17 protein-coding genes are annotated in these 25,869 nt (G+C 55.6%); 11 read left to right on the top strand and 6 right to left on the bottom strand.

Features of this window, described 5'->3' with window-relative positions; translation table 11 throughout:
* Positions 1-17 precede the first annotated feature (17 nt).
* A complete protein-coding gene (locus tag SH528x_RS35805) occupies positions 18-5,462 on the bottom strand; it encodes a protein kinase domain-containing protein (protein WP_442508201.1) in 5,445 nt (1,814 codons plus the stop codon).
* Positions 5,463-5,653: 191 nt separating this feature from the next.
* On the opposite strand from SH528x_RS35805, the gene SH528x_RS35800 reads away from it, so the two are divergent.
* Both SH528x_RS35800 and SH528x_RS35795 read left to right on the top strand, forming a co-directional pair.
* Positions 5,654-6,133 carry a cupin domain-containing protein gene (locus SH528x_RS35800; RefSeq protein ID WP_442508200.1) on the top strand — a complete coding sequence of 160 codons (480 nt, stop codon included), beginning with the start codon at positions 5,654-5,656 and terminating at the stop codon, positions 6,131-6,133.
* A gap of 52 nt (positions 6,134-6,185) precedes the next feature.
* A complete protein-coding gene (locus SH528x_RS35795; protein ID WP_442508199.1) occupies positions 6,186-7,592 on the top strand; it encodes a pyridoxal phosphate-dependent decarboxylase family protein in 1,407 nt (468 codons plus the stop codon).
* Positions 7,593-7,854: 262 nt separating this feature from the next.
* On the opposite strand, the gene SH528x_RS35790 is transcribed toward SH528x_RS35795, so the two are convergent.
* Positions 7,855-8,439, bottom strand: coding sequence for a hypothetical protein (locus SH528x_RS35790; RefSeq protein ID WP_442508198.1), 585 nt, complete (start codon positions 8,437-8,439; stop codon positions 7,855-7,857).
* A 383-nt stretch (positions 8,440-8,822) separates the two neighbouring features.
* On the opposite strand from SH528x_RS35790, the gene SH528x_RS35785 reads away from it, so the two are divergent.
* The 3 genes from SH528x_RS35785 to SH528x_RS35775 all read left to right on the top strand — a co-directional run bounded on the left by SH528x_RS35785 (position 8,823) and on the right by SH528x_RS35775 (position 11,347).
* Positions 8,823-9,917, top strand: coding sequence for a DUF1559 family PulG-like putative transporter (locus tag SH528x_RS35785; RefSeq protein WP_442508197.1), 1,095 nt, complete (start codon positions 8,823-8,825; stop codon positions 9,915-9,917).
* Between the two features lie 239 nt (positions 9,918-10,156).
* The gene (locus tag SH528x_RS35780; protein WP_442508196.1) at positions 10,157-10,966 is read left to right on the top strand and encodes a DUF4198 domain-containing protein; all 810 of its coding nucleotides are present in this window, start codon (positions 10,157-10,159) and stop codon (positions 10,964-10,966) included.
* Positions 10,967-11,014: 48 nt separating this feature from the next.
* Positions 11,015-11,347, top strand: coding sequence for a hypothetical protein (locus tag SH528x_RS35775; RefSeq protein WP_442508195.1), 333 nt, complete (start codon positions 11,015-11,017; stop codon positions 11,345-11,347).
* A 124-nt stretch (positions 11,348-11,471) separates the two neighbouring features.
* Here the strand turns inward: SH528x_RS35775 and SH528x_RS35770 are convergent, their stop codons facing one another.
* Complete coding sequence (locus SH528x_RS35770) at positions 11,472-12,749, bottom strand: GTPase (protein WP_442508194.1); 1,278 nt, start codon at positions 12,747-12,749, stop codon at positions 11,472-11,474.
* 172 nt (positions 12,750-12,921) lie between these two features.
* Between SH528x_RS35770 and SH528x_RS35765 the strand changes: the two genes are divergently transcribed.
* From SH528x_RS35765 to SH528x_RS35755, 3 genes are read left to right on the top strand one after another with little or no spacing between them, the layout of a single operon-like run.
* A complete protein-coding gene (locus SH528x_RS35765; RefSeq protein WP_442508193.1) occupies positions 12,922-13,884 on the top strand; it encodes a putative zinc-binding metallopeptidase in 963 nt (320 codons plus the stop codon).
* Between the two features lie 30 nt (positions 13,885-13,914).
* Complete coding sequence (locus SH528x_RS35760; protein ID WP_442508192.1) at positions 13,915-14,943, top strand: D-alanine--D-alanine ligase family protein; 1,029 nt, start codon at positions 13,915-13,917, stop codon at positions 14,941-14,943.
* 1 nt (position 14,944) lies between these two features.
* Complete coding sequence (locus SH528x_RS35755) at positions 14,945-15,625, top strand: DNA-3-methyladenine glycosylase family protein (protein WP_442508191.1); 681 nt, start codon at positions 14,945-14,947, stop codon at positions 15,623-15,625.
* A gap of 425 nt (positions 15,626-16,050) precedes the next feature.
* Here SH528x_RS35755 and ilvB read toward each other — a convergent pair whose 3' ends face one another.
* Entirely contained in the window at positions 16,051-17,826 is a 1,776-nt protein-coding gene (gene ilvB, locus SH528x_RS35750) for a biosynthetic-type acetolactate synthase large subunit (protein WP_442508190.1), read from the bottom strand.
* Positions 17,827-18,103: 277 nt separating this feature from the next.
* Between ilvB and SH528x_RS35745 the strand changes: the two genes are divergently transcribed.
* From SH528x_RS35745 to SH528x_RS35735, 3 genes are read left to right on the top strand one after another with little or no spacing between them, the layout of a single operon-like run.
* Positions 18,104-18,493, top strand: a complete 390-nt coding sequence (locus SH528x_RS35745) for a fluoride efflux transporter FluC (RefSeq protein WP_442508189.1) — start codon at positions 18,104-18,106, stop codon at positions 18,491-18,493.
* Positions 18,490-21,183: a hypothetical protein gene (locus SH528x_RS35740; protein ID WP_442508188.1), complete on the top strand. Its 2,694-nt coding sequence runs from the start codon at positions 18,490-18,492 to the stop codon at positions 21,181-21,183. Before SH528x_RS35745 ends, SH528x_RS35740 begins: the two co-directional genes overlap by 4 nt.
* Positions 21,184-21,217: 34 nt before the next feature.
* Entirely contained in the window at positions 21,218-22,351 is a 1,134-nt protein-coding gene (locus SH528x_RS35735) for a hypothetical protein (RefSeq protein WP_442508187.1), read from the top strand.
* Here SH528x_RS35735 and SH528x_RS35730 read toward each other — a convergent pair.
* Both SH528x_RS35730 and SH528x_RS35725 read right to left on the bottom strand, forming a co-directional pair.
* Positions 22,348-24,708, bottom strand: a complete 2,361-nt coding sequence (locus SH528x_RS35730; protein WP_442508186.1) for a TolC family protein — start codon at positions 24,706-24,708, stop codon at positions 22,348-22,350. The genes SH528x_RS35735 and SH528x_RS35730 overlap by 4 nt on opposite strands.
* Positions 24,709-24,942: 234 nt before the next feature.
* Entirely contained in the window at positions 24,943-25,839 is an 897-nt protein-coding gene (locus SH528x_RS35725) for a carbon-nitrogen hydrolase family protein (protein WP_442508185.1), read from the bottom strand.
* Between the last annotated feature and the right edge of the window lie 30 nt (positions 25,840-25,869).

Here is a 25,869-nt window from a genome sequence, read left to right as displayed (position 1 = left end):
GAACTTACACCTTCGCCTTACGTTCTCTGGATTCGTTGCATTGCGGATTTAATGAGGTGCACCATCGCCATCACGACGATCCAGCCCGTTAACAGCGCGGCTGTCACATAGGCTCCGTAAAACCAAATGAACCACCAACCGTTCGACGTGTAATGTTCGCCGGGCTCAATCGCATGGGGACTGGCGTATTGTGTGACGATAATCGCGAGCGACGCAATTACCGCCGAGATGACAAGCGAAACCGTGAGCCAAGTGGCGAGCGGCCACCACTTTTTCGTTACCAACCAGCGAAGCAAATGGAGGCTCGCCACCACCGCCGGTAAGGTAACGAGCCCAATTGCCACCTTTGTCACGAGGTCCGCCTTGTTTATGACTGGCGAGTCAATGAGCAACGCAATCAGCGGCATCGCGGCGACCAGCGGCGAAAGTAAGAGCCAGCGCAAACTCCATTGCCGCAATTTAAATGATCGCAGCAGGTAGGCGCCGGGCAGGTAGATCAGCATTACACAGTAAAACACCGCCCATGAAATCAGAGTCGGTAGGGTTGCGAGTTCCGTGGGACGAGGGTTCCAGGGCAGCGGGTGACTTTCGCGGGGTGATGTCTTTGCAGAGTTTAGGTTTGCAGTTACCCGTGTTTGCATTGCAGCACGTTCGCCAAGTCGCGGAACCATCGTGGCCTCACGCACACTGACATTCAGTTGATTTTGAAGCACAAACCAAGCAGGATGGTCACGACCGGTATCACTCAGCATCGCCAGTTGCCCTGGGGCGGTTAATAACGGATGGACGCCTGGTTTGGCTGGCGGAACGGACAAATTCCAGACTAATTCACCCGTTTCAGCATCCAAGGCGTAGAGCGTTCCGGGAGCGAACAGGTGATGGGCTAGGATCAGATTGGGATGCGTTTCGCAGGCAGGCAAGAGGCCTTCAATCTGGTCATCCGCAGTCGCGATCAAATCGCGTTTCCACAGCGGCGAGTCGGGCGTATCGGGACGGATTGCCATCAGACGGTTTTGATGGATGAGCACGAGTTCGTTGTTGTTGTCACCATCCGTATCACAAGCCACGACGCGACTGCGTCCGCTAAGGATTCCTTGCGGAGGGTCGATGCGGAAATCCGAGAGCGTTTTGCCAAGGTGATCCACGACAATCACTCGGGGCGTGCCATCGAACCAGTGCAGGCAGATCCGTTGCGGTCCCGCGGCGGTTCGCAGTGGCATGATTCGCGGACGATATCGATACTCGTAGTCACTGACGTGGCCTTGTCCCCATCCCGCAGAGACCTCGAACTCGCGTGCCCAGCGTTCACGACCATCAGCGGCGGAAAACGCTCGCAAGATGGCGATCGAACGTTGCCCGTCCGTCGGCGTATCAAAATGCAGCGTGATCAATTCGGGGTTCTTGTCATGCTCTAAATCGATCACTGCGGCGGGGGGCATTTCGCTAAACGCATACGTTGGATTGCGTGCCGGAGGGACGTCGATCTGCCACAAACGGGATCCCGTTTTGCCATCCAGCGTTCGCAGTTCCTGACGCTGCGGTCCGATCGCGGATTCCGCCGCCGTCATCGCTGCATCGCCGGGGACGACGATGTCGAGAACCCCATCAGCATTCAGATCATCGATACAAAGCGGGACCGTTCCCTGGTCAAATTCGATTGGTGAAAGCGTGTCGCCGGGGGATAGCCCGTAACGCTTCGTCAGCGGTTCGTGCCAGACCCGTCGCCCGCTACGGCCTGAGAAAACAAACAAACCCAATTGTTTTTGGTGGGTGTTGAACTCGCGGTCCTCAGGGAAATTCCAGTCGCTTGCGGCAACCCAGATCACCTCGGCGGTCCCATCACCATCGAGGTCGCGGACATCCATCGCATGGACTCCGGCGACATAACGCGTCTGAAAATCGGCAGCCCAGAGGCGGCGGCCTGTTCGTCCTGAGATCGCGAAAAGCGGCACGCTGGGTTCTGGCTTGGCTAAGTTGCTGACGTACAGCAGCAAGTCGATGGTGCCATCGCGGTCAAAGTCGCCGGGGGCTGGCTGCGAAGTTTGCTCGGGGCCATTTGTGGGCTGATGCAATCGATAATCATCGGCCAGGAATCCCGAACCGAGAAATCCGTCTTGTCGCGGTAGCGCAGCCACCACACGTAGATAATGCAGGTCTTTTTCGGGTAGTTTCGTTTTCCACAACGCGCGTCCATCACGTCCCGAGGACGCGTGCACGGTTCCGTCTGGTTCGACCCGAGTCAGGTCACGGACGCCGTCTTGATTCAAATCGACGGTGGCGGACCAGCGTTCGCCCATACGATTCCACAATTCACGTGGTTGTCCTCGGAAAGCCATCAGTGTCCCGCCAGCATCGAGTGCATTCGGTTGACGGGGAATAAAAGCGAACAAGTCCTCGATCCCACCTTGCTGTCCCGCGGCGGCTTGGAATGAAACCAAATTTGAGCCCACTCGGGATACCTTTCCTGTTCCGGCTGAAAATGCAACTGCAAGCGATGGTTTTTCATGGCCCTGCATCGGATGAACCGGGACCAGGAACTGAGGCCATCCGTCACTTCCCGCGTTCCACCACAACGGCGGCCCCAGACGGTAACTCGCAATGTCCGTCTGTCCCGACAAAGGATGCCGTTCCACCCACAGAGGCGTTCCATCGTGACCGGAAAACGCATCCACATACAAATCGAAACCTCGCGACCACAGCGTGGCGACAAACACATCGGAAATGCCATCGTTGTTGATGTCGGGACCGGTCAAGAAATGGTCTACTTGTTGGTCCATGGTCTTGAGTTTTCGTTTCCATCGTCGCTGGCCAGTGGTTGCATCGCGAACTTCGATCTCGCCCCACGCTCGAACGGCGTTTCCGTTGGCCTTGGACGTGCCACTAGGAAAAATCAATTCGTATTGCCCGTCGTTATCAAGGTCGACAACCTGTGGCCATGCCGGTGGATCGATCGCGGTTTGGCTCCAATCTGCAACCGCCAGTTCGGCTTGTGCATCGAAAGTCCACAGCATCCGAGCATCGGCCAGTGACCAGACGGCGATCCGCACGTGTGAGGTGGGGCTGTTGGCGGCCGGGGTGACGATGGCGGGCAAACTCTGCGTCAGAATCACTTCATCGGCTCCATCGCCATCGACGTCGATCACGACCGGGGGTCGGCTCGGTTGCACTCCGCAATCGATCGGCTGGCCAATCGGGGTTCCGGTGACGGTGTCGTAGGCAATCAGTCGCGAGCCCACCATCATCGTCAGCCGTTTTGGCGACACTGTGGCGGACGTGTTCCAGGACGCCAACACCGCCGGACTGGGGACGTGGTGGAAATATCCGGTGCGTTCGAGCCGAGGCAATTCGCGTCGTACGCCGTCTGGAAAAAATTGGTTTTCAATGCCACCGACCGAGGTTGCGGCGGCGGCGGAGCCATAAAACCAACGAACGCATTCGGGCACATCCAGCGTTGCGGGCGTGACAAAATCGGACTCGCTAAAGTCGCGTCGCCAGATCGTTTTTCCCGATTGTCCGCACACCGTTTGAAGCCAACGTCGCACCTCCGCTGATGGATCGGCTTGCTCGGCCATCATCACGGCGAAATCGGTGACGCCGTCCTCGTTTACATCGTCGACCGCGGTCGGTGGGTACAAAACGCTGCTGCGGACTCCTTGGAGATGACGCTGCAAATCGTTGCTGATTTCTTGATGCAGATCATGACCCGGTGCAGAGGTCCACAGCAACGCGCCGTCGGCTCCAGAAATCGCGAACACGATCGCTTGGTGACGTGCCGCCACAACAAAGTCGTCGACGGTGTCGCCGTTCAGATCCACTGCGGGGCTAACGATAAAAGGTCTTAGGTCAAAGCTGCCCCAACCGGCGTAAGGACTGTTGCTCATCAAACGCTTCCACGGCCACACCCAACCGCTTGTGGTCTTCAGCAGAGGCTGGCCCGCTTTCTCCAGTGCGGTTGTCCACCGCAGTTGATTTTGCTGTGGGTCGAAACATCGCAGCCCCGATTCGTCCATCATTACGATCAAGCTATGTCCACCCGTCCCCACGATTTTGTAGGTGTGGGTAATTTCCAACGGGGGCATCAATAGCGATTCGTCGAGGTTGACATCAAACTTGGGCGATTGGCCTCGAGCCAGATTCACACTGTAGGTTTCGCTCAGCCGGCTTTCACCGGAAACCTGCACCTGATACTGACCCGCGGTAATGTCGATCGCTTGCTGAGTCGGCACGGTCTGGCGTGCGACAAGTTCTCCGGTGCTGTCGCGAATGACCGCCGCCAACGGAGGCGTGTTCGTTGCAAACGACACGGGAACAAGTTGGCTTTGCCGATAGCTTTGTGTCAACAACAACACGACGATCAATAACGCTGCGGTCGCTGCGACCGATCGAGCGGTCAATGTCAGTGCATGGCGATGCTTCCGAGCCCACTGCCTACTTCGTTCGATCCAATTCGCTCGACGCGCCTTGATCGGACGACCGTCGAGAACCGCTCGGCAATCGTCCGCTAGTGATTGGGCCGATTCGTATCGCTGTTCGGGCTGTTTTGCCAAGCACTTTAGCAATATCGTTTCCATGTCACGTGACAACGCCGGTGACAACGTGCGAGGTGGAACCGGTTCTTGGTTCAAGATTTGATTGATGACTTCCTGAGGCGTCTCGGCCAAATAGACAGGCCGCCCTGTCATCAATTCATACAGCGTGGCTCCGAGGCTATAAAGATCCGTGCGATGGTCTAACCGATGACGCGATGCCGAAGCTTGTTCCGGACTCATGTAACGCGGCGTCCCGATGACAGTACCGGTCATACTGAGCGCCACATTGTCGATCCGCATGGCCAGACCAAAATCAGTTAGCCAGATTCGGTCCTCTTCGTCGAGCAACAGATTGGATGGTTTAATATCTCGATGGATGACGCCACGTTGATGCGCGTGGTCGAGCGCGTCGGCCACTTGGACGCCCCAATTCATTGCCGTCAGGGGATCGATCGGGGTCGCAGTCTCGCCGAGCACATCGGCAAGACTGCGTCCCTGGATGAACTCCATCGCGAAAAAGTTAACGCCTTTTTCGAATCCAACATAGAAAATTGGGATGATGTTGGTGTGATGCAAATGTGCTACCGTTTCGGCCTCGCGACGAAAGCGATCGATCGCTTCCGCATCGCTGAGCGATGTAAACCGCAGCACTTTCAAGGCAACGCGGCGATGTAGCGAAACCTGCTCGGCCTCGAACACCACGCCCATGCCACCTCGTCCGATTTCTCGCAGCAGTCGAAAATCGCCGAGTTGTTGTCCTCGCCCGTGATCTTTCGACTCTGCCGCTTGGATGAACTCTAGGCCGGCTAAATCGACCCTTGCATTGATTTGGAAGTCTGCACCGATCGTTTCATCCACATGGGACGTAGGTGCTGGCGCCCTCGGGGTTGGGGCGGGTTCGCCTGCGGTATCGGTTGAGTTGTCACTCGGCATCACAAGTCACTCCATGCAACGCCACCCTGTTGATTCACGCCGTCATTTTACTGCTGGTCAATCCGCGAAGAAATGGAGTAGGTCGCAAAATTCCGCCAGGATTGTCATTGACAGCTTGACGGAGCTAAAATTCACGTGTCTGAGCAAAAGACTCCGGTTCTCTCTTCAGTGACTTTGATTGTGAAATGACCATGAACCACTCAGCAACCTTACGCAAACCCAGCGAAGGCCGCACGATTGCGGTCGTTGGTGACGTGTACCGCTTCCTAGCAACCGGCGAGGAGACGGATGGTAAGTATGCGATGTGGGAAGCGATCGTTCCTCCGGGTGGAGGCCCTCCACCGCATATCCACAGCCGGGAAGAAGAGTCGTTCTACATTCTCGAAGGCGAAATCACGTTTCACGTTGGCGACGAAAGGATTGTTGCCACGGCAGGCACATTCGCCAACATGCCGGTCGGCAGTCTGCACAGCTTTAAGAACGAAACCGACAAGACCGCACGGATGATCCTCTCCGTAGCGCCTGCTGGTTTAGAGCAGATGTTCTTCGAGGTTGGCGTGCCACTTAAAGAAGGTTCAACAGAAGCATTGCCGCCCACAAAGCAAGAGATCGAGAAGTTGTTGGCGGTTGCGACAAACTACGGAATCGAGATCAAACTGCCTAAGTCGTAGCAATGAGTTCGCACTCGGCACACATCTGTCTTAGCCAAAACAACGAAGTCTTATGTACGAACAGCTGCACGCCGATCACGAACGCATTGAGCAAATTTTGGCGAAGGTGCTCGAAGACAGCGTCCGTTTTCTCTGTGCGTCTGGCGCCAGGCCTGCGGGGGTGGTGCCGCCGGAAACTGTTGCTGAAACGCTGCCTCAGGATGGTATCGGCGCGACAGAAACATTGGATCTGTTTCGGTCAAAGTATGCGGATTGGATGAGCGGGTCGGCTGGCCCTCACTACTTTGGGCTGGTCACGGGCGGAGCGACGCCGGCCAGTATCGCGGGCGATTGGTTGACGACGATCTATGACCAGAATGCGACAGGTTCCAGCGATTCGATCGCGCCGCAGATCGAATTGGCCGCGATCGGGCTGCTGCGTCAGCTGTTTGGTCTGTCGTCGGACCACGCGGGAGTGTTTGTATCGGGGGCGACGATGGCGAACTTTGTCGGTTTGGCCACGGCACGACAATGGGTGGGGAATCGCCGCGGTGTCGATATTGCCAAATCAGGAATGTCGGGACTGCCGCCGATCCGCGTGCTGTGCGGAACGCCGCACTCGAGCGTGTATAAAGCGATCGCGATGCTGGGACTCGGACGCGACAGCTTGGAGCAAATCGAAACGCTTCCGGGGCGCGAAGCCGTCGACGTGGTGGCGATGCGAAATCGATTGACGGAGCTAAGCGAAAGCGGGGAACCGTGTTTGGTGGTTGGCAATGCGGGGACCGTCAATAGCGTCGACTATGATGACATCGACGCGTTGGCGGATCTATGTTGCGAGTTCGAGGTTTGGTTGCATGTGGACGCGGCCTTTGGTGGCTTTGCCGCGTGCGTCCCCGAAAAGCAATCTCTTGTTGCGCGAATGGACCGCGCGGACTCGATCACCATTGACGCGCACAAATGGCTGAACGTGCCGTACGATTCCGCGATGATTTTCACGCGTCATCTGCAACAGCAACGCGAGGTTTTTCAGAACTCCGCCGCGTATCTCGAAGCGGACGCGTCGCCGAGCAATTTCGTGAATCTGACGCCCGAGAACTCGCGTCGATTCCGCGCCTTGCCCGCTTGGTTCACGTTGATGGCTTATGGCCGCGAGGGATACCGTGAAATCGTGACGCGAAATTGCCAGATCGCCGAAGAGATCGGTAACCGGATCGAATCCTCCGACGCGTTTCGCTTGCTAGCGCCGGTGCGAATGAATGGCATCGTGTTCACGATTGCCGGTGATGGCATCACACACAGCCAAATTCAAGCGTATTTGCAGGCGGTGCAAGCGGGCGGAGTGCTTTACATGACGCCAACAGAATATTTTGCGGCACCGGCGATCCGGATTTCCGTGACAAATTGGCGGACCACCGAGCAAGACATTTCCGCAGTTTGGAGCGGGATGCTCGCCGCGCTGGATTCCGCTAAGACGTGACCGTATATCACTTGGCGTCATCGCCCTGATTTCAAAACCTGCGATTTCTCAAGCTACCCCTGGGCTTTTAGGGATCATGAGTTTTGTTGATGGGGATCCGCTAGGGGGGCGACGGATTGTTGCTCGGTCCTGCGGCAGCAAGTCGCACGAATCCATGTCGGTTGCTGATTTACTTTGATCCACCGCCGTGTAGAATCTCTGGGGTGAGGAGCGAGCCGATCTTTGGCACGCCTTGAGGCTTTGAGCCTGCTTTGATTTTCTTTCATTCCCTGCGATCGACAACTCTCCGGCGAGTCATCAGCGTTACGCTGTTGATAGTGTTGGCGTGTGGAATGACGGGATTACCTATTTCCGCTCCCATCCCCGAGAAAAACGGCCGTTTTCCTTGTGAAAACTGCCCCTGCGGTTGTTCGACCGCCGAGTATTGCTGGGACAAATGTTGCTGCCACAGTGACGCCGAAAAATTGCAATGGGCGGCCGACAACCACGTCCAGCCCCCTGCCTTTTTGATCGCTCGGACTCGAAAATCCTTTCGCGTTTCACTCGTAAACGGCGAACCCAAAACACTCAAACCCGCAGTCTCGTGTGGCTGCTGCTCGGGTGCTTCTGCAAAATGCCCGACTACGGCAAAATGCCCGACGAATGCTGACTCGACAACCAAGCCAGCCATGGCCGTCGATCGCGATTCGGAATCCGCTGGGTTGTCCAAGACACGGCTCGTTCGGCTCGAGGATGCTGCGAGTTGCCACGGCATCGATTTAATTTGGTCCATCTTTTCGAGTGCGGTGGTCCAAACGCGTCCGCCAACGCTCGCGTCTTGCACTCCTCCGCTGCTCTTCCGATTCATGATCGGCAATGAACAAGCGGTCGCGATCCCTATCTGCCCGGAACCGCCGGTGCCCTAGTGCCCGCGCCCCCAATGCCTAGACGCTTGGATCGGCTAACACCGACCCAATCGCCGAGGCCTCTACCCCTGTTCCTATTGCAATCCGGCTCGTTGCTGCGTGTCTGGTCGTTCCGCTTGTGCGGGATCCTGGCTGCGCAGAAATCACCGCTGCCGCGCTAGTGTTTGAAGGCTTGCTCCTCACACCAGTGTGGTCTTCGCCGCTGGCGCGGGAGCGACCTGCGACGCCTTATTGCAACTTCCATTGCCCCCTTCGCGACACCCTCCTGCCGCGTGCTGGCTAGCAGTCCGCGCACACCCGAACAACACAAAAGCTGACTTCCAATATGAATCCAATCATCCCGTTTCACCCCAAACCGAATTTCACTCGGCTCGCATTCACGCTGGTTGAGCTACTGGTCGTGATTGCCATCATCGGTGTGCTTGTCGGGCTGTTGTTGCCTGCCGTGCAATCGGCTCGCGAAGCTGCGCGGCGGATGCAGTGCAGCAACAACCTCAAGCAAATCACGTTGGCGATGCACAACTATGAAAGCACGCACCGCAAACTGCCGGCCAACTACACGTCAGGAATAAGCACGGCAGGCAACTTTTCGGTATTCGCTCAGATGGCACCGTTTTACGAACAAGGCAACATGCTGGACATGATCCATTTCGATCGGCCGCTGCATGTCGGATGCTGCCCTGGACAACTGGTTACGCCGCACGATACCGCGGCGGCGACCGCGATCCCCACGCTGACTTGCCCGAGCGAAGATTACGATCGTACGTTTTTCGTGACTTCGCTATCAGGAAGTGGTCCAACTCAGTCTTATTCGGGTACCAACTACGCAATGAACACCGGCACAGGCGTGGGCACGCTGTACGACACTCGTGTGCCCACCGATGGGGTGCTGTGGATCAATTCGAACGTCGGATTCGAGGCGGTTCAAGATGGACTGAGCAACACGGCGGCGTTTTCAGAACATCTGCTCGGAGTGCTTGAACAATCACCCAGCGAGCCGACAGTCGACGCGATGCGACGACGCACGATGTTCAACGTGACCTGTGCTTTTATCAGCGGCTCGATGCCACCGTCGCAACCAGGAATGGCGGGCTATGTTTTGCCCGAGAATCCTAATTTGATGGAAGCCTATACGCGTTCCAGCAGTCTGCATCGCGGATGGACCGGCCAACGCGGCGCGGGCTGGATCAACGGACGTGAGTACTGGACCGGTTACACTCACTATCACCCGCCGCAAAGTGGCATTCCGGATATGCAGAGCTGCGGCTGGGGCGTATTCGGCGTTCGCAGCAACCACCCCGGCGGCGTGCACGTCGCGCGCTGCGACGGCAGCGTCGGCTTTCTAAACGAAAGCATCGACCTCGACGTCTGGCGTGCGCTCGGCACTCGAAATGGCCACGAAGTCATGCCCAGTCTTTAGAGACAAGATGTAGGCCGCATCCATTTCACCTCCCCGAAACTTGTTTTGGGGAGGTCAGGGCGAGCGGTAGCAAGCTCTGGGTCACCAGCCCTCCCCGGCCGCTGTTGCGGCCAACCCTTCCAAAGAGCCGGCCCTCCCTAAATAGAGGGTGGATTGCGTCATGCCGGAACTCCGCTCCGCTGCGGTCCGGCCTACGTTCGGTACCTAATTTCCTTCCTTAAAACTGTAGAGAAAAAAACATGTATTGTTTACCAAAATTTCTGTCCTTGCTACTTGTGATCTTCATTACGTCGGCCGGAGCGGCGCACGATGTTTGGCTACAAACCAACACGCCGATCGTGCGGACCGGTGAAAACGTTTGCGTCGATCTCCGCTTAGGCAATCACGGCAACCATCACCGCGACTTCAAGCTTGCTGGCCGCATCACTCTCGATTGGGTTTCCGTAGACCACATTACGCCCGATGGCAACAAAACGGACATCAAGGGTAAAATGTTTGCTACGGCATCGGCTGAAAAAGAAGGCTACTGGACCACCCCGCTGGCGGTTTCCAAGCCTGGCGTTCACTGTGTCGCCGAGTCGCTTGATCGCGTGATGAATCATGGCAAATCGATCCGCAGCATCCGTACCGCCAAAACTTATTTCCTCGTTTCCGATTCGCTTGATTCAGCGACGGTGGATCGTGATATACATGAAAAGCCTTTAGGATTGCCAATTGAATTGGTGCTGCAAACGTGCCCGTTTAGTGAGACGGTTGCGGGCAGTCCGATTACCGTTCAAGTTTTGCATCGAGGCAAACCTCTGGCCGATGTTGTTGTCGCTTTCATTCCTGAAGGTATTAAATTGTCAGGCGAATTTGATCCCGAGTACGAATTTCGCAGCGATAGTGATGGTATGGTGTCGTTCGTTCCTAAAACAGGCAATCGTCATTTGATCGTGGTTCATTACACCGCCGAGGACGAACGTAGCGACGAATACGAATTCACAAGCTATGCATCCACGATCACGATCGATGTTCCCAATTCACACCGCGTTGCCAACCCAAGGTAAGCAGACGCGATCCACTTTGCAATTCACTTTTGACTCAAGGAAAATACGATGAAACGAATCTATCTTCTCGCGACTCTCGCCCTTTCGGTTGCAGTCTTAGGCTGCGGAAACAGCACCGAGACAGCGACCACTGCGACGCCGGCGACGGCAGAACCAGCGAGCGAAGCGACGCTCGTAGCGTTACAGAAAGCCGACCTGCTAGACGGCACGGAAGATCATGTGATCGGCAAATGTTATGTCTGCCAACTCGGGATGGATGGCGAAGAGCAGATCACCTGCGAAGTGCATGGCTACACCGCTCGCCTTTGCAGCGAGGCGTGCCGCGCCCATTTTGAAGCGTCGCCGGAGGACGTTATCGCCAGCACCAAGATCCCCGAGTGATTTTTTGCTGTATTGATGTAGGCCAGATCTAGTCGCGATAGCGTCGCAGATCCGGCGGGATGCGCAAGTGATGGTGAGTTCATTACAGCCGCCATGCCGGAACTCCGCTCCGCTGCGATCCGGCCTACGACTGCCCGAAGAGTAGCTCTTTGAATGCTGCGGTTAGTTGTGGCGTTTCGGTAGCGTGGGCCAGTGATTCTAAGCAACGGACTTGACGTTCGTTGAGCGGCACGGGGGCTGCCGGTGGCGGAAACGCGTCGGCCAGCCGACTTGCGATTTCGGCGAGCAAGACGTCGATCCCTTCGCCCGTCGTTGCTACGGTTTGAATCAAATCACTCTTCGATGGCTCGAGTAACAAGGACGGCTCGGTTAACAGGTCGCTCTTGTTGAGTACATCGATTCGCGGTACCGACGACGTGGAGTCAATCATCGGATCTGTGTCAGGCGTCTGGATGGCGAGCACCAGATCCGCGGTGCTGGCTTCTCGCAGGGCACGGCTGATCCCTTCACGCTCGATCGACTCGCCGCTGTCGTGGATCCCGGCGGTATCGGTCAGCCGAATGGGCAGCCCGTCGATCACGGTTTCGGCGTGCAAGACGTCACGCGTGGTGCCTGCGATCGAGGTCGCGATGCTACGGTCGTAACCCAAGATCGCATTGATCAGGCTGCTTTTCCCGACGTTCGGACGGCCGGATAAGACAACTCGAAACGGCGACGTTAACCGGACTCCGATTGGTGCGTAAGCCAAAATCTCGCGGACTTCGCGATGCAGGTTGTCGATATCAATTGGCGTACGACCATCGCCGGCATTTTTTTCAGCCGTCCGCAAGATCGCGGAGCGATCAGCGACATTGAGCCATTTCGATGCCCAGTCATGTAGAGCACCGCGAACTTGGTCCATCGCTACAGCGGCGGTTCGCACGGTCTGGCACTGAGTCAGCACTGCAGTGGCTTCGCGGATCAGCAGTGATTTAGGTACAGGGCCCGCGGAGGCAGCAAACCAGGGATGCGGCCACACATCGTTTTCGACTTGAGTGACCTCGACCGCTTCGAGATCGGCTAAAATTCGATCGATCGCGGCCGAGCCGCCATGGCAGTGGACTTCCCATTGCTGCTCAGCTCGCATGATCACGACGATTGATTCGCTTGGAATCGGCTGATAGTTCTCGTTCGCTTTTGGCCCATGCCAATCGCCATAGCGAATCTCGTTGAGCTTTAATTCACGAGGGGATGCTGCGGTGAAACAACGCATCACGGCGTCGCGTGCTGCAGGTCCGGCAACGCCGATCACAGCGATCGCCGAGCGGCCTGCGCCGGTGAAAAGAGTGCATACACTTGAGTCTGACCGTAACGCTTCGCGCGAATTAGTCTTGCCATCGTCGTTGTTTTTTTTAGAAGACATCTTTTTAGGGGTAACAAATCTCACAAGTTGAATAAACTGACGCAAACTCTTCGTTTCGATTCTTGTTCATTTGATACATTGCACGCACGGTGAAATGGCAAAACCAGAGCCAAATCTCTCGACGATGCCAAGTCTATCTAAGCTAAGCGACAAGCGCTTGCTGGATATGCGGATGTGTGATTTAAAGCTCTCGATTCGCGACACGCCGCTACAGAAACGAATTGAGCAGCTGAACCAGGAATTGGCGAGTCGGGGGTTAAATTTTCGGCCGCATTGTTGGCTGAGCGACGATTGGTACTCTCCCGATGGCATCCCGGGGATCGCCATTCCCTTCTATTTGGCACACCCCCGACTGGCTCGGCTGGAACGAAAGCAACTGCTGGAGGTCGAAGGAGGGACGCAACAATGGTGCATGAGAATCCTGCGTCACGAGGCGGGGCACGCGATTGACACCGCGTTTCGCCTCCGCCGAAAAGCACGTTATCGCGAACTGTTCGGCAGCCCCTCGGAAACCTACCCCGATTATTACCAGCCGACCCCATCGAGTCGCGATTACGTATTGAACTTGGAAATGTGGTACGCTCAAGCCCACCCGTTGGAGGATTTTGCCGAGACATTCGCAGTTTGGTTGCGACCAGGGTCGCGGTGGCGGACTCAATATCGCGATTGGCCAGCGATTGAGAAATTGGAGTTCGTCGACGAGTTTATGAAGTCGATTCGTGGAAAACGCCCGTTGGTTTACAACCGAAAAACGATTGATCCGGTCAGCCGAATTCGAAAAACATTGCGTACGCATTATCAGCGAAAACGTGAACACTACGGCGTCGACTATCCGAGTATTTATGATGCCGATCTGCGCAAACTGTTTTCGTCCGCAGAAGAGCACCGCCGCAATGTGACCGCAGCCGCCTTTCTGAGCCGGATCCGCAACGAGCTGCGAACGATCGTGGCCCATTGGACTGGCGAGTACACCTACACTATCGATCAAGTGATCCAAGAAATGATCGAACGATGTCGTGAATTGAATTTGCGACTTGGCGGAGCGGTTGAGCAAGTCAAGCGAGATGCCATGATTCTAGTCGCAGTGCGAACCACCAACTTTTTACACGAAGGACGGCATCGTGTTGCAATCTAATGAAAAATTCGGCAGTGACGGAGTCGGTACATGAGTTCGCTGCGTATTTTGGTATTGGTTCGCGACGGACATGTTCCCCCACTGACGCTCGAGGGAGTCAGCGAAAAGGAATTGGACGATTGGAAGGCGGAATTTGATGTTTGCGACACGCTTCGTCATATCGGTCACGAGGTGCTGCCGTTGGGCGTGTACGATGACCTTGCGCCGATCCGCAAAGCCCTGAAAGAATTCAAGCCCGACATCACTTTCATGATGCTCGAAGAGTTCCACGGAGTGGTCACCTATGACTTTGCCGTGATCAGTTATCTCGAGTTGATGCAGCAGCCTTATACAGGATGCAACCCGCGTGGACTGCTGCTCAGCAAGGACAAGGCACTTTCGAAGAAGGTGTTGACGTACCATCGCATTCCGACACCTCGTTTCGCCGTTTTTCCGGTCGGTCGTACGATCCATCGTCCTAAAAAGTTGTCGTTTCCTCTGTTCGTAAAATCTGCGATCGAGGATGCCTCGTTTGGCATCGCACAAGCTTCGATTGTGCACAATGACGAAACACTCGTTGAACGGGTCAAGTTCATCCAGGACAAAACCAACGATGACGCGATGGCAGAGCAGTACATCGACGGGCGCGAGTTGTATGTTGGCGTGCTTGGTAACAACCGTTTGCAAACCTTTCCACCTTGGGAAATGGTGTTTGGCACGATGCCGGATGAAATTGCGAAAATTGCCACTCGCCAAGTAAAGTGGAATCACAAATATCAAGAGAAGCATGGCATCACGACAGAAGAGGCCAAGAATCTTGACGATGCGACAAAGCAGAAAATTTCTCGCGTGTGCAAACGGGTCTACCGAGCACTGAACATGAGTGGTTACGCGCGGATGGATTTGCGAATGACCGAGGCTGGTGAGATTTTCGTGATCGAAGCGAACGCAAATCCGAATATTGAATACGGCGAAGATTTCGCAGAGTCGGCCGAGACGATTGGAATCACGTACGAGATGTTGCTACAGAAAATTCTCAGTCATGGGTTGCGGTACAAGGCGGCTTGGATGACGGTTTAATATGAATCGCACTAAGCCTCGCGTTTTCACGTCGCGTACGTTCCGACGCTATTGTCGCGATCTTGGAAATATTGAACCGGTGTTTGGCCAGATCCTTGATCGCCATGGATATCCGCCGATGTGGCGACGCGATCCTACGTTTGAAACGCTCGCCCGCATCATCCTCGAGCAACAAGTCAGTCTGGCATCGGCACAAACAACCTTCATTCGATTGACGCAACAACTTGGCAGCGTGACGCCAAAAACGATCCAAAAAGCGAGCGATGAAGCGTTGCGAGGTTGCGGTGTCAGTCGCCAAAAAGCACGCTATCTGCGTGAGTTAGCCGGTGCGGTCACCGCCAAAACATTGGTGCTGGCGGATTTGCCACGGATGCCCGACGACGAGGTGCGAGCGGCACTCACTGCGATTATCGGCATCGGCCACTGGAGCGCGTCGGTGTACTTGATGTTAGCACTCAACCGCACCGATCTGTTTCCGTTGGGCGACGTCGCGTTGGTTAACAGTCTATTGCACGAATTTGAACTGGATTCTGCGACCGGTGAGAAGCGTCCTCAGCGAACGACTCAGCAAGTGATGGAACTCGAATTGATGGTGCAGCAGTGGTCCCCAAACCGAACTATCGCCGCCTACTTATTGTGGCACGCCTACATTCAACGTAAAGGGATCGAGGTGTTTGCGTGAGCTTTGAAGTTGCGTGTTGTTCACAACCCGACGCGTCTGTTTTGAAGTTGCTGTTTTTGTGCCGGAGGCACTTTATGGGATAGCCTTGGACTTTAGTCTAAGGTTATCGGTTCTGAAAATGGCACCCCGTCGCGGAGCGACGTTCTGTGGCGAACGATCAAGTCACAAAACGTCCCGTTGGGACTCGATTGATATTGGCGAAAATCCTCGGACTAAAGTCCGAGGCTATCGAAATATGTCGCTCCGCGACAGCAAATAGCGCAACTTCAAAACGCGTCTGCGAGGGAATCTCGATCTTGATTCGGTCCCTCGCTGACGCTTCGGGTTATGATTTTTCTATATCGAACGCTCTGATACGGCCTAAAAAAAAATCGCCGACGTTTTACCGTCGGCGATTCGTTTAAAGAATTGAGTTGCTTTGCGGCTTACTCGAGGATCATGTCGTCGACGGTTTGACCGCCGGGGATCATTGGCAACACGTGCTCTTGGTATGGCACCTGAACGTCCAACAAGTAAGGTCCCTTGTGCTCGATCATCTCGCGAAGAGCACCTTCGAGGTCCGCTTTCTTGCGGATTGTTGCGGCACCACAGCCGTAGCCTTGGGCGATTTTGACAAAGTCCGGATAGCGTTCTTCAGCGTAACTGAATCGATCCGCACTGCTGTTGCCAGCCGCTTCGTTGTGGTGAATTGGACCCAGGTAAGTGTGAGCTCGGTTGCGATCCATGAAACGGTCTTCCCACTGAACCACCATCCCGAGGTGTTGGTTGTTGAGCAACAACACCTTGACCGGCAACTCTTCGCAAAAGCAGGTTGCCAATTCTTGGATGTTCATCTGGAAGCTTCCGTCACCGTCGATGTCCACGACAAGCGAATTCGGGTGAGCCGCTTGGACACCCATTGCCGCTGGTAAACCGAAGCCCATCGTGCCAAGTCCACTGCTGCTGTGCCAAGTACGAGGACGACGGAAGTTGTAGAACTGTGCCGCCCACATCTGGTGTTGGCCAACGCCCACGGTGATGTAGGTATCCATTTCCGCAGTGATGTCGCTGAGCGTTTTGATGGCGTGTTGCTGAAGAATGCCATCGAAGTTCTCGTCGTATTTGAACGGATACTTCGCCTTCAATTCGTCGCAATGTTTTTGCCAAGCGGCGATCTCTGGCTTTTGAACCACTTTGTTCAATTCCGTCAACACTTGCTTCACATCGCCACGCACGGGGATATGAGCTTGCTTGTTTTTGTTTAATTCTGATCCGTCGATGTCGACGTGGATGATCTTGGCGTCTTTTGCGAACGCTTCCACTTTGCCTGTCACGCGGTCGTCAAAGCGAACGCCCAGAGCGATTAACAAATCGCAATCACGGACGGCGTAGTTAGCGTAGGCGGCTCCGTGCATCCCAAGCCATGCCATCGAGTGCTCTTGCTCGGGCGGAATCGTGCCAATCCCCATCACGGTCGTGGTTACGGGGATACCAGTTTTTTTGACAAATTCGCGAAGCTCTTCGCTAGCACTGCCGATGATGACACCGCCACCGGCGTAAATCATCGGACGACGGGCCAGTTTGATGGCCGCAGCCACTTGGCGAATCGTTTCGGTTGGAACCGGCGTTGGCGTTGGATCGTAACCGGGCAAATCCATTGGCTGATCCATGTCGATCTCGCGAGTGCCGAGCTGGATGTCCTTGGGCATGTCGACCAGGACGGGCCCAGGGCGGCCACTCGTCGCGATATGAAATGCCTCTTTCATGATCCGCGGCAAATCAGCCAGGTCGGTGACCAAGTAGTGATGCTTGGTAATCCCACGACAGATTTCGACCATCGGTGTTTCTTGGAACGCGTCGGACCCAATCGCTGCCGTGGGAACTTGTCCCGTAATGCAGAGCAATGGAATGGAATCAAGTTTTGCGTCCGCGATGGCGGTGACAAGGTTGGTCGCCCCTGGACCGCTGGTCGCCATCACAACACCGACTTTTCCGGTACTGCGTGCGTAGCCTTGGGCGGCAAAGGCTCCCCCTTGTTCGTGCCGCGGCAAAATTGTTCGGATCGAATCGCCAAAGCGAGTCAACGCTTGATGTAGCGGCATGCTGCAGCCGCCGGGGTAGGCGAACAGTACTTCGACGCCATGATCCACTAGCGATTTGACCAGGATATCGGCTCCGGTCATGACTTTGGATTCGGTGGCGGCGGCTTTTGCAGTACTCATCAGTTACGTCAACACAAGAAAGGAAGGGAAACATTCAGTCAATCGTTCGTAGATTAAGTGCTCCATCCGCCGTCACGGGTTCACCCTGCGGCTAATTCCACTGCGGCTGATCCCTGTACGACTTGTCAAAAACGCCGGTCCTTTTGGGATGGTTTTCAGCCGTCCTTTGGAGGGGGCGAAAAAACTGGCGTTTACGCGGACGGCCGAAACTCCGAACCTACGCATCTAAATTAAGTTCGTGCCCCAACTTAGGCAATGGTTAAATCGGTCAGTGTTGATGAGTAGTTGGCTCAATCTAGCAGTCGTAGCGATGGGCGGAGCGATAGGATCTATCGCCCGCTACGGGATAACGCTCGGAATGACGTCGGTTCCAGGCGGCTCTTCGATGCTGGGCACTACCACCGCTAATGTCCTGGGATGTGCCGCAATGGGGGCCCTAGCGGAGTTCAGCCTCCTTAACGAGCACTTTTCTCCGCGAGTGTTATTGGGGCTTCGAGTCGGATTTCTAGGCGCACTGACCACATTTTCGACCTTTACCGCCGAGTCGATGCTGTTAGCGGGAGAGCAGCGGTGGCTGACAGCGGTTTTTTATGTTGCCGCAAATTTGTTTCTCGGCTGGGGGGCCCTCCTTTTGATGGCAAACCTCGTAAAAGGATGGTTGGCATGAAATTGCGGAATTCAACGCTGCGATTACGACCCTTGGAAAAGTACGCGACGGTGCTGTCACGGTTGCCTCGCCAAGTGGGACTCAACTCAATTTCAGTGTACGTAACGGCAGTGTTTTTCTTGTTGTTGCTGTCCCCTGTCGATTCGGCTGCACAATCTGTGCTTGAACCTACAGCTCCTTACACCCAGACGGAATTGCTGCGTGATGACGCGTCGCTCCGTTCGATCGCATTCGCAAAGGATGGCAAAGTTGGGATCGCTGTGGGGGATCATGGCGTGATCTTACGGTCCGAAGACGGAGGGAAATCGTGGGATCTACAACCGAGTCCGGTGGCCTGCGGGTTGGTCGACGTGATTTGGCTGAACCACCAAAACGTGATCGCCATTGGGGGCCAATATGACCGGATCACCTGCGTCAGTCGCGGAGTCACACTGTGGTCCGACGACGCGGGCGTCAGTTGGCGGCGAGGCGCAGATAACGAATTGCCGCGACTTGGATCGCTTTCACGACGAGAACAAGACAACGCGATTGTGGCCACGGGCGACTGGTCCGCGATCGCGGAATCTCGCGAATTCGAAAGCCACGATGCGGGGCGAAGTTGGAACAGTACAGGTGAGTTAGACGGGGTTCCCCAAGTCCAAGCCGAATCGAAATCAGCGGTTCGCTTGGCGTGGGTCGAAGCCACTAAATCCGAGATGGTGATTCGCGATGTCTACGAGAGAAACGCGAACGAATTGTTTGCGGTCGGAGATCACGGCGTGATCCTACGAGGCGACCGTGCGAGTGGTCTCTGGGAACCGATTCGAGGCGAGCAGCGTCATGCCTCGATTCTTGTGGTTGCGAAAGACCCGTCGTCGATCGCATGGTCAATGGTCGGTTCGGAAACACTCGAGTCACATCAACGTGTCGCAGTGGTGGTGCAACATCCTCATACCGTCGGCGAAAGTAGTGCGAAGGCCGAGCAGTGGCTTTGCCGTGCCCGCCAAGCCGCCTCGGCGTTGGGGGCGGCATCGGTCGACACGGTGGACGCTGCCGAAGCGATCGAAACCGAAGCAAAAAATTGGATTGCGATTCACCGTCCCGCCGTCCTTGTGATCGACGATTCTCTCGATCCAAAGACCGCTTCCGCATTTTCGCAGACCGCCATTTCGATGGGCGTTTCTCGCGTTGTGCGTTATGGCTTTGACAGCGGCGGCGAGAGCATGATTCACCGTAACGCGATGATGCCGTTTGCCGGAGTATTGGCCGGCGACCTGTGGGACGATGCGCTGCAGATCGTTTCCCCCGAAAGTGAGATCAAAGACAGCGTCTCACTTCGCATTCTGTATGACACATCCGGCAATCCACCGCGAGGCGAATCCGTTACCACCGGACTTTCGCTTTCGCAGAACCAACGTTTGGCGGCATCGTTTACCAAGGCAAATCGGCGTCAATTGCAAGTCGTCCAAGCCCGTTTGAGTGAATCAAAACGGGTTGAGCAAATGATTCAATCGAGTTCGACAAATGAGTTTTTTGAGCACGCTCTCAAATCGCTGCTGAATCAAACCGCTGCGAGCGACCAGCTTCGTTTGACTTGGAGCATCTATCGCCGACTCGCCTCGAGCGATGCGGAAACGTTTCCCAATGCGATCGCTTATCTAAGAATCGTGTTAGCTGAATCGGCAGTGCGATTTTCTGATCGCTCGTTCGGAAAATGGTCGGCACTGCGTCTCACAGCGATCGAATCGAGTGTCGAGTGGCAAACACTGCATGCCGCGATTTCGCGTGCCTCGGCATTGGCGGCCAACGATGCGACCGCTCCTGTCCAACAGGCAGCCGTTTCACCCTTTCAAGTCGAAAGTAGCGGAGTGGCACTCGCATCCGCAGTTTCGCCACTACGCGTTCCTGAGGCGACGCCGGTACAAGTCGGAACCAGACGTGTTTCGCAAAATAATGTAGAAGTCGATTTGGCTTGGGAGTTTCATCCGCTTGTGTTGATCGCAGGCGAAGCTGCTCGGCAACGCGGCGACAACGCACAGCTTGAACGGATGGGGCAAGGATCGGGTAATTTTCGGCGTCTGCGTGCAAGTCAATCGGTCAACCCTTGGACGTCGCTGATCACTGCGGACGACAAGGGAAATGAGCACCCCAGTCGCTCGCAACAGGACGCTCTTGTGATTGCGGTACCTGCGGGCGGACGACCAAAATTGGATGGGATCAACGACGACGCGTGTTGGACCCGAAGAGATGCACCTCTCAACCATGAAACCACGGTGCAGATCGCGTACGATGACGATTATGTTTTCTTTTTTGTCAGCTGCTCTCGTGACGCGTTTCGGCATGACCCAACGACCAAGGCCACGAAGAAAAATCGTGACTACGACCTCAGTCGCTCCGACCGATTGCGAATTTCGATTGATACCGACCAAGATCTGATGACCGCTTATCAATTACAAGTCACGCCATCAGGGAAAACCCACGACAGCATCGATGGGCAATCCGGGTGGCAGCCGACGTGGTACGTGGCGACCAAAGAAGCAGCCGAACGCATTCATTTTGAAATCGCCGTACTGCGACGAGATTTGACAGAACTGCCGCTGCAACCGGGACAAGCGTGGTTCCTCAGCGCCCGCGTGATCGCTGCGGGCGACAATGTGTCCACGCCCCCGATTGCCGACCCGACACTATGGAAACTCACCACGTTTCGTTAATCTGTGCGTTTTACAACGCTGAATCACCAACGCGATGAGTCCATTGCACGACACGGAATCTAACCAGCACGAAATGCATGCGGGGCATGAACTCGAATCCGGAGTGCTTGCGCGGGTACGAGAATGGATCGACATCTTGCCATGGCTGCGATTGCTACGAACGCTGCGAATGGCAGGCTCGCCGTCGATGATTCTAATCGCGATGTTGACGCTGGCGATTTGGTCGCCTGTCGATCAATGGATTCGCGGCGTCAAGTTACCCGCTGCGGTTGAGCACGCAGTCGCGGTCAGCTCGGAAGTCACGGGCAGCTCGCAAGTCACGGATATGGCACCCCCGCGGTTCACTGCTTGGTTTCCAAGTTCGGCGAACCCGATGCGAGCGATCACAGCGTCGTTTTCCGCTGAAAGTTTGCAACACAGCGGCGGCATCTTGCGGTTATTTGGTAGCCTACTCTGGACGCTGATCGCGTGGTCATTTGCTTCGCTTGTCTTTGTTCGCCAAGGCGGATTGTTGACTGCGGGGCGTTCGATGCTCAGTGTCCGGGTAATCGTGAAATCCATTTTGCCACGATCGATCGCTGCTTGGATTGCCGGGATTGTCCCAATGCTTTGTGTTGCATTCCTTGCTGCGATGATCTGGGGGTTGGGTTGGATCGCGGCGTGGATGCCTGAATCGGGGTTGGTTCAGTTTCCCTTGGCCATGTTGATCACACTGTTAGCAATTCCATCGGGTATTTTAGCATTCGGAGCCATCGTCGCTGTTGCTTTTGCCTGGGCCGCGATCGGAAACGAACGAGACCCTGACGCACTTGATGCGTTGAGTCGTGGCTACGAATACCTGTATCGTCGCCCCGCTCACTTGATCCTGTACGGTGTCGTTTCGCTGGTGCTATTTTGGATCGTGATGTTTCTGATCGGCGGAGTCACCGACGCAGCGGCGCGAATCACGCTTGCGGTCTTGGGCGGGACATCGGCGCCTGCAATGACCGGCAATTTTGCGTTGCAGATTTTAGCATTAATCCCCACCGCGACCGCTTTCGCGTTCGGATGGGGATTGGTTGGCGGTGTCTATTTGCTGATCCGTTTTGACGCCGGTGGGCAACAGGTCGAAGACGTGTGGTTGCCAGCGGAGGTGCCCGCTGACCCGTTTCCGACGCTGCCGTCTTAGCGATGGAACTTCAGCGGCGAGACATGAACTTCGGGAAGCAGTTCTGCTGCCTGGGCATCAATCGTAGCTCGTAGTGTTTCGACTTTTGCCTGAGCATCGGATCGCAAATTGCTACGGTCGGCGATGAAAACTTCTGGTAAGCCAGCGGTTTCCGTTCTTGGTGCTGCCGATTCGGACAGCCCCGAGGAAAACATCTCGTCCCAGCCGTCAACTTGGTTAGGCAACATCAGTTGCGGTTGCGAAGCCGCTTGCTGCATTGGAGTGGACGATGGCTGATCCGAGGTGGCATTCACCGGAGGCTTACCAACAACCACTTGTGGGTAGCTCTCGATCGGCCCATTCGCCGAACCGCGGTTAAGCCAACTCGGTGTGTAAGGTTGAGAAACCACGGGAGCGTAAGGTTCCGATTGGATCGCCGCCTGATCACCGGCATTCGGACTCGGAGCCGGAAGTGTCTCAGCGGGCTTTTGCGGTGGTGGCAAATCCTCCTTCGGTACTGGAATCGCCTCCATCGGCTCATCAATCATCTGCGGACTCGTTTGCGAGTCGCTTTCGATTTCCAATTTTTGATCGGGCACCGACGGAATCATTTCAAACGACTGTAGCGACGAATCCAACGAGGTTTCGAGCCCCATTGCGGCGCGGTCGATCGTCCCGGTTGCGTAACGCCATTCCGCCAACGCTTGTTGATATCTGTAGGTGGCTTGAAGCGAAGCGCGTTGAGCGTCCACCAATGTTTGGTCATTGCGAAGCAACAAGTCGATCGTCGCTTTGTTCTTGTCGTACAACTGTTGACGACCATCGCTTTGTGCGGTTGCCGAGGCAACTCTTGCCGAAGCGATGTCAAGCGATTCATGGAGCAGCTCGATATCGACCGCAGCGGCATTGACCTCGGCGTAAATGTCACGGCGAATCGCATCGAGTAGCGACTGTTGGGCGGCAAGCTGGCGACAAGCTTGACGTGCTTTTGCATATGCAGCCCGCTGGCCTACGGATTGTCGGAATTCGAAACCGACGAACCAATCTTGGTAATTGCCGTCAAACGCCGTGTCCAGAGAATCGTCCAAACGGTCTTCGAGGCCGTTTTGGGTGTAGCCAAAGTTGGCGCGAATGTCAGGCCGCAATAGATCACGTGCTTGCAAAATCTGTAGCTTTGCCGCTCGCACGAGTGTACGTTGTGCTTCGACTTCGGGTCGGAATCCCGATTGAACCATACCTTCATCAAAGTGCAGCGACATATTGATCTGGGGTTGATCCGCAGGGACAAGCCGGATCGTGCGGCCGCGGTAGTCCCCCATCAAACGCAACAGTTCCACGGCAGCGACTTCCGCAGTTCGTCGCAGTTCCAACTCGCTCAAGCGAGCGGTTTGGTAAAGCTCGTCTGCCTGGGCGACATCCACGATCGTTGACTCTCGCTGTTCGAGCCGTGCTCGTTCGCTATCCACCAACTTTTTGAACCGCGCCGTCGATTCCTGAGCGACTTGGTGTTCAGCGTACAGTCCGGCGTATTCCCAATAGGCGACTTCCACGTCGCGGAACGCTGTATTGATCTCGGCACGCAGCTCCGAACTGAGCGACATATAGGCGTAGCGAGCCAATTGAATTGGAGATTCATTGATGACACGTCGACGCCCTTGAGCCAATTGTTGGCTGAAGCGGAAGTTTAAATCCGAGTCCCAAGCTGGGTTTACTAGAACATCCGGGCCCACTGGCGACAGAAAATTGTAACCACCGTTGTAGCCCAGCAAGAACTCACCGCCGGTTCGAGTCCGCTTGCTGTACGACAGCATGTTGCCGTTGAGCGAGCGAAGGAAATCCGTTTGCAATTCGCGACTTGGCAAACCAAACGTTGCCACTGAGTTGCTGAGTTGACGATCGAGTTTTCCACCTTCGATATCCACACCGACACGGCCGTCAAAGTAGGCATCCTCGATCGTGAGTTCTTCGGCAATCGCCGAGAGCGCGTTAGACAGACTGTCGAGCTCGGGGTTCGAGTCGATGACTCGGGCACGCGCCTCGGCGAGCGTGAGATAGACGACCGGGCGTGAATCCTCGAACGTTTTGCTACCCACAGCGGCCGATGCGGCAAATGCCTGGACCGATTCCGGTTGGTGCGCGAACGCGTCTGCAGTTGGATTGTCCGATTCCCCTGCGAAGGTCGTTGTTCGAACCACCCCGTGCACCCGACTTGCGGTGGAAAACGGAGTGCTTGGGGTGCCTGCCAAAACGGGGGTTAAATTACCGCCAGTGGTCGCCGCGATCAGAATGCCAAGCATGGCACGACGCCATTGAGTCGTTCGCCGGGTGAGGGTGGCGTTCGTGGTAGTGTCAGTGCGTTTGTACGATTTGTGAGTCATCTGCCAATCCATCGGCTTACGGGGTGGGAGGTGGGTCCGCGTGTGAAATCGTGACGACGGGCCACACGACCTCTGCACGTCCCACACTCATCAAGATGTGTCGTGTTGAATATGCACGACAAACTTTGATTGCCTAACTTCCCCATTCGTCGAGCTGATTGCCTCGGCTGGATCCATTGCCCCAGAATTAGTCCCGACTGGACCCCCACTGACTCAACTTTTGCTACAACCCATTCAACCTGGATTGGCGGGGGGTGGGGTTTGTCCGTCAGGGGTGGTTCTGTCAGTGCGATGGGTTGCAGCAGTTGGTTTAGCAGCGGCAACAGATCCGTAAAAATCGGGACATCGATCTTCAAAACGATCGATCACATGTGCCCCGGGAGTCCGCTCGATCCGTTTGTTCCGAGCGTCTGCGAGATTGACATCGGCATACAGAATCGCAGGTTGGTCATCATCGCTTTGGGCCAGGATCACTCCGTCGGGACCGCAAATCGAGCTCAAACCGCAAAAATCAAATCCACCTTCGCTACCAACACGGTTGGCCGCAACGAAGAACAAATGGTTCTCCATGCTGCGTGCTGGAGGAACAATCTCGGCGGTCCGATACGCCGTCACGGGCCAATTGGTCCCCAAGGCAATGATGTCCGCTCCGCCCAACGCGAGCACACGCATCGGTTCAGGAAACGAGCTGTCATAGCAAATCGCTAGCCCCACGCGTGCGTCCCCGGCCTGCAGCGGTTGGTAGGGAATATCGCCGCGATTGACGAAGCGATCGACTCCCAAAGCGGGCAAATGTACTTTGCGGTAGCGGCCAACGACACCGCTGGGGCCGACCAAGGCCGCGGCATTAAACAATTGATCGCCGCTTTTTTCGAGAAATCCAAACGTCACATGCAAATCATAAGTCGCTGCCAAGTTGGCAATGTCGATAAAGACATCATCCTCAATCGACACTGCGTGTTCCCATGCCTGTTCGCGGCTCTCATACGCATAGCCGCACAACATACACTCAGGCATCACGACCAATTTCGCTTGCATTTTGCCCGCCGCATGGATGTGTTCGGTGATCCGTTTGCGGTTTTCGGCGATGTTGGCGAAAGTGACATCCGATTGGACACAGGCGATTAGCATCGTAAAACACTCGTAAATGAAGCGAAGGTT

Origin of the sequence: Novipirellula methanifontis (assembly GCF_052161655.1) — a bacterium.
Taxonomy (GTDB): Bacteria; Planctomycetota; Planctomycetia; order Pirellulales; family Pirellulaceae; genus Novipirellula.
Note: the sequence above shows the minus strand (reverse complement) of the source record. Positions and strands in the feature narration are given on the sequence as shown.

Excerpts from the sequence above, each read along its gene's own strand:
- SH528x_RS35780 (WP_442508196.1), top strand. The coding sequence starts at position 10,157 with ATGTATTGTTTACCAAAATTTCTGTCCTTGCTACTTGTGATCTTCATT.
- SH528x_RS35800 (WP_442508200.1), top strand. The coding sequence starts at position 5,654 with ATGAACCACTCAGCAACCTTACGCAAACCCAGCGAAGGCCGCACGATT.
- SH528x_RS35770 (WP_442508194.1), bottom strand. The coding sequence starts at position 12,749 with ATGTCTTCTAAAAAAAACAACGACGATGGCAAGACTAATTCGCGCGAA.
- SH528x_RS35730 (WP_442508186.1), bottom strand. The coding sequence starts at position 24,708 with ATGACTCACAAATCGTACAAACGCACTGACACTACCACGAACGCCACC.
- SH528x_RS35745 (WP_442508189.1), top strand. The coding sequence starts at position 18,104 with ATGAGTAGTTGGCTCAATCTAGCAGTCGTAGCGATGGGCGGAGCGATA.
- SH528x_RS35790 (WP_442508198.1), bottom strand. The coding sequence starts at position 8,439 with ATGAATCGGAAGAGCAGCGGAGGAGTGCAAGACGCGAGCGTTGGCGGA.
- SH528x_RS35785 (WP_442508197.1), top strand. The coding sequence starts at position 8,823 with ATGAATCCAATCATCCCGTTTCACCCCAAACCGAATTTCACTCGGCTC.
- SH528x_RS35765 (WP_442508193.1), top strand. The coding sequence starts at position 12,922 with ATGTGTGATTTAAAGCTCTCGATTCGCGACACGCCGCTACAGAAACGA.
- SH528x_RS35795 (WP_442508199.1), top strand. The coding sequence starts at position 6,186 with ATGTACGAACAGCTGCACGCCGATCACGAACGCATTGAGCAAATTTTG.
- SH528x_RS35735 (WP_442508187.1), top strand. The coding sequence starts at position 21,218 with ATGAGTCCATTGCACGACACGGAATCTAACCAGCACGAAATGCATGCG.
- SH528x_RS35755 (WP_442508191.1), top strand. The coding sequence starts at position 14,945 with ATGAATCGCACTAAGCCTCGCGTTTTCACGTCGCGTACGTTCCGACGC.
- SH528x_RS35740 (WP_442508188.1), top strand. The coding sequence starts at position 18,490 with ATGAAATTGCGGAATTCAACGCTGCGATTACGACCCTTGGAAAAGTAC.
- SH528x_RS35725 (WP_442508185.1), bottom strand. The coding sequence starts at position 25,839 with ATGCTAATCGCCTGTGTCCAATCGGATGTCACTTTCGCCAACATCGCC.
- ilvB (WP_442508190.1), bottom strand. The coding sequence starts at position 17,826 with ATGAGTACTGCAAAAGCCGCCGCCACCGAATCCAAAGTCATGACCGGA.
- SH528x_RS35775 (WP_442508195.1), top strand. The coding sequence starts at position 11,015 with ATGAAACGAATCTATCTTCTCGCGACTCTCGCCCTTTCGGTTGCAGTC.
- SH528x_RS35805 (WP_442508201.1), bottom strand. The coding sequence starts at position 5,462 with ATGCCGAGTGACAACTCAACCGATACCGCAGGCGAACCCGCCCCAACC.
- SH528x_RS35760 (WP_442508192.1), top strand. The coding sequence starts at position 13,915 with ATGAGTTCGCTGCGTATTTTGGTATTGGTTCGCGACGGACATGTTCCC.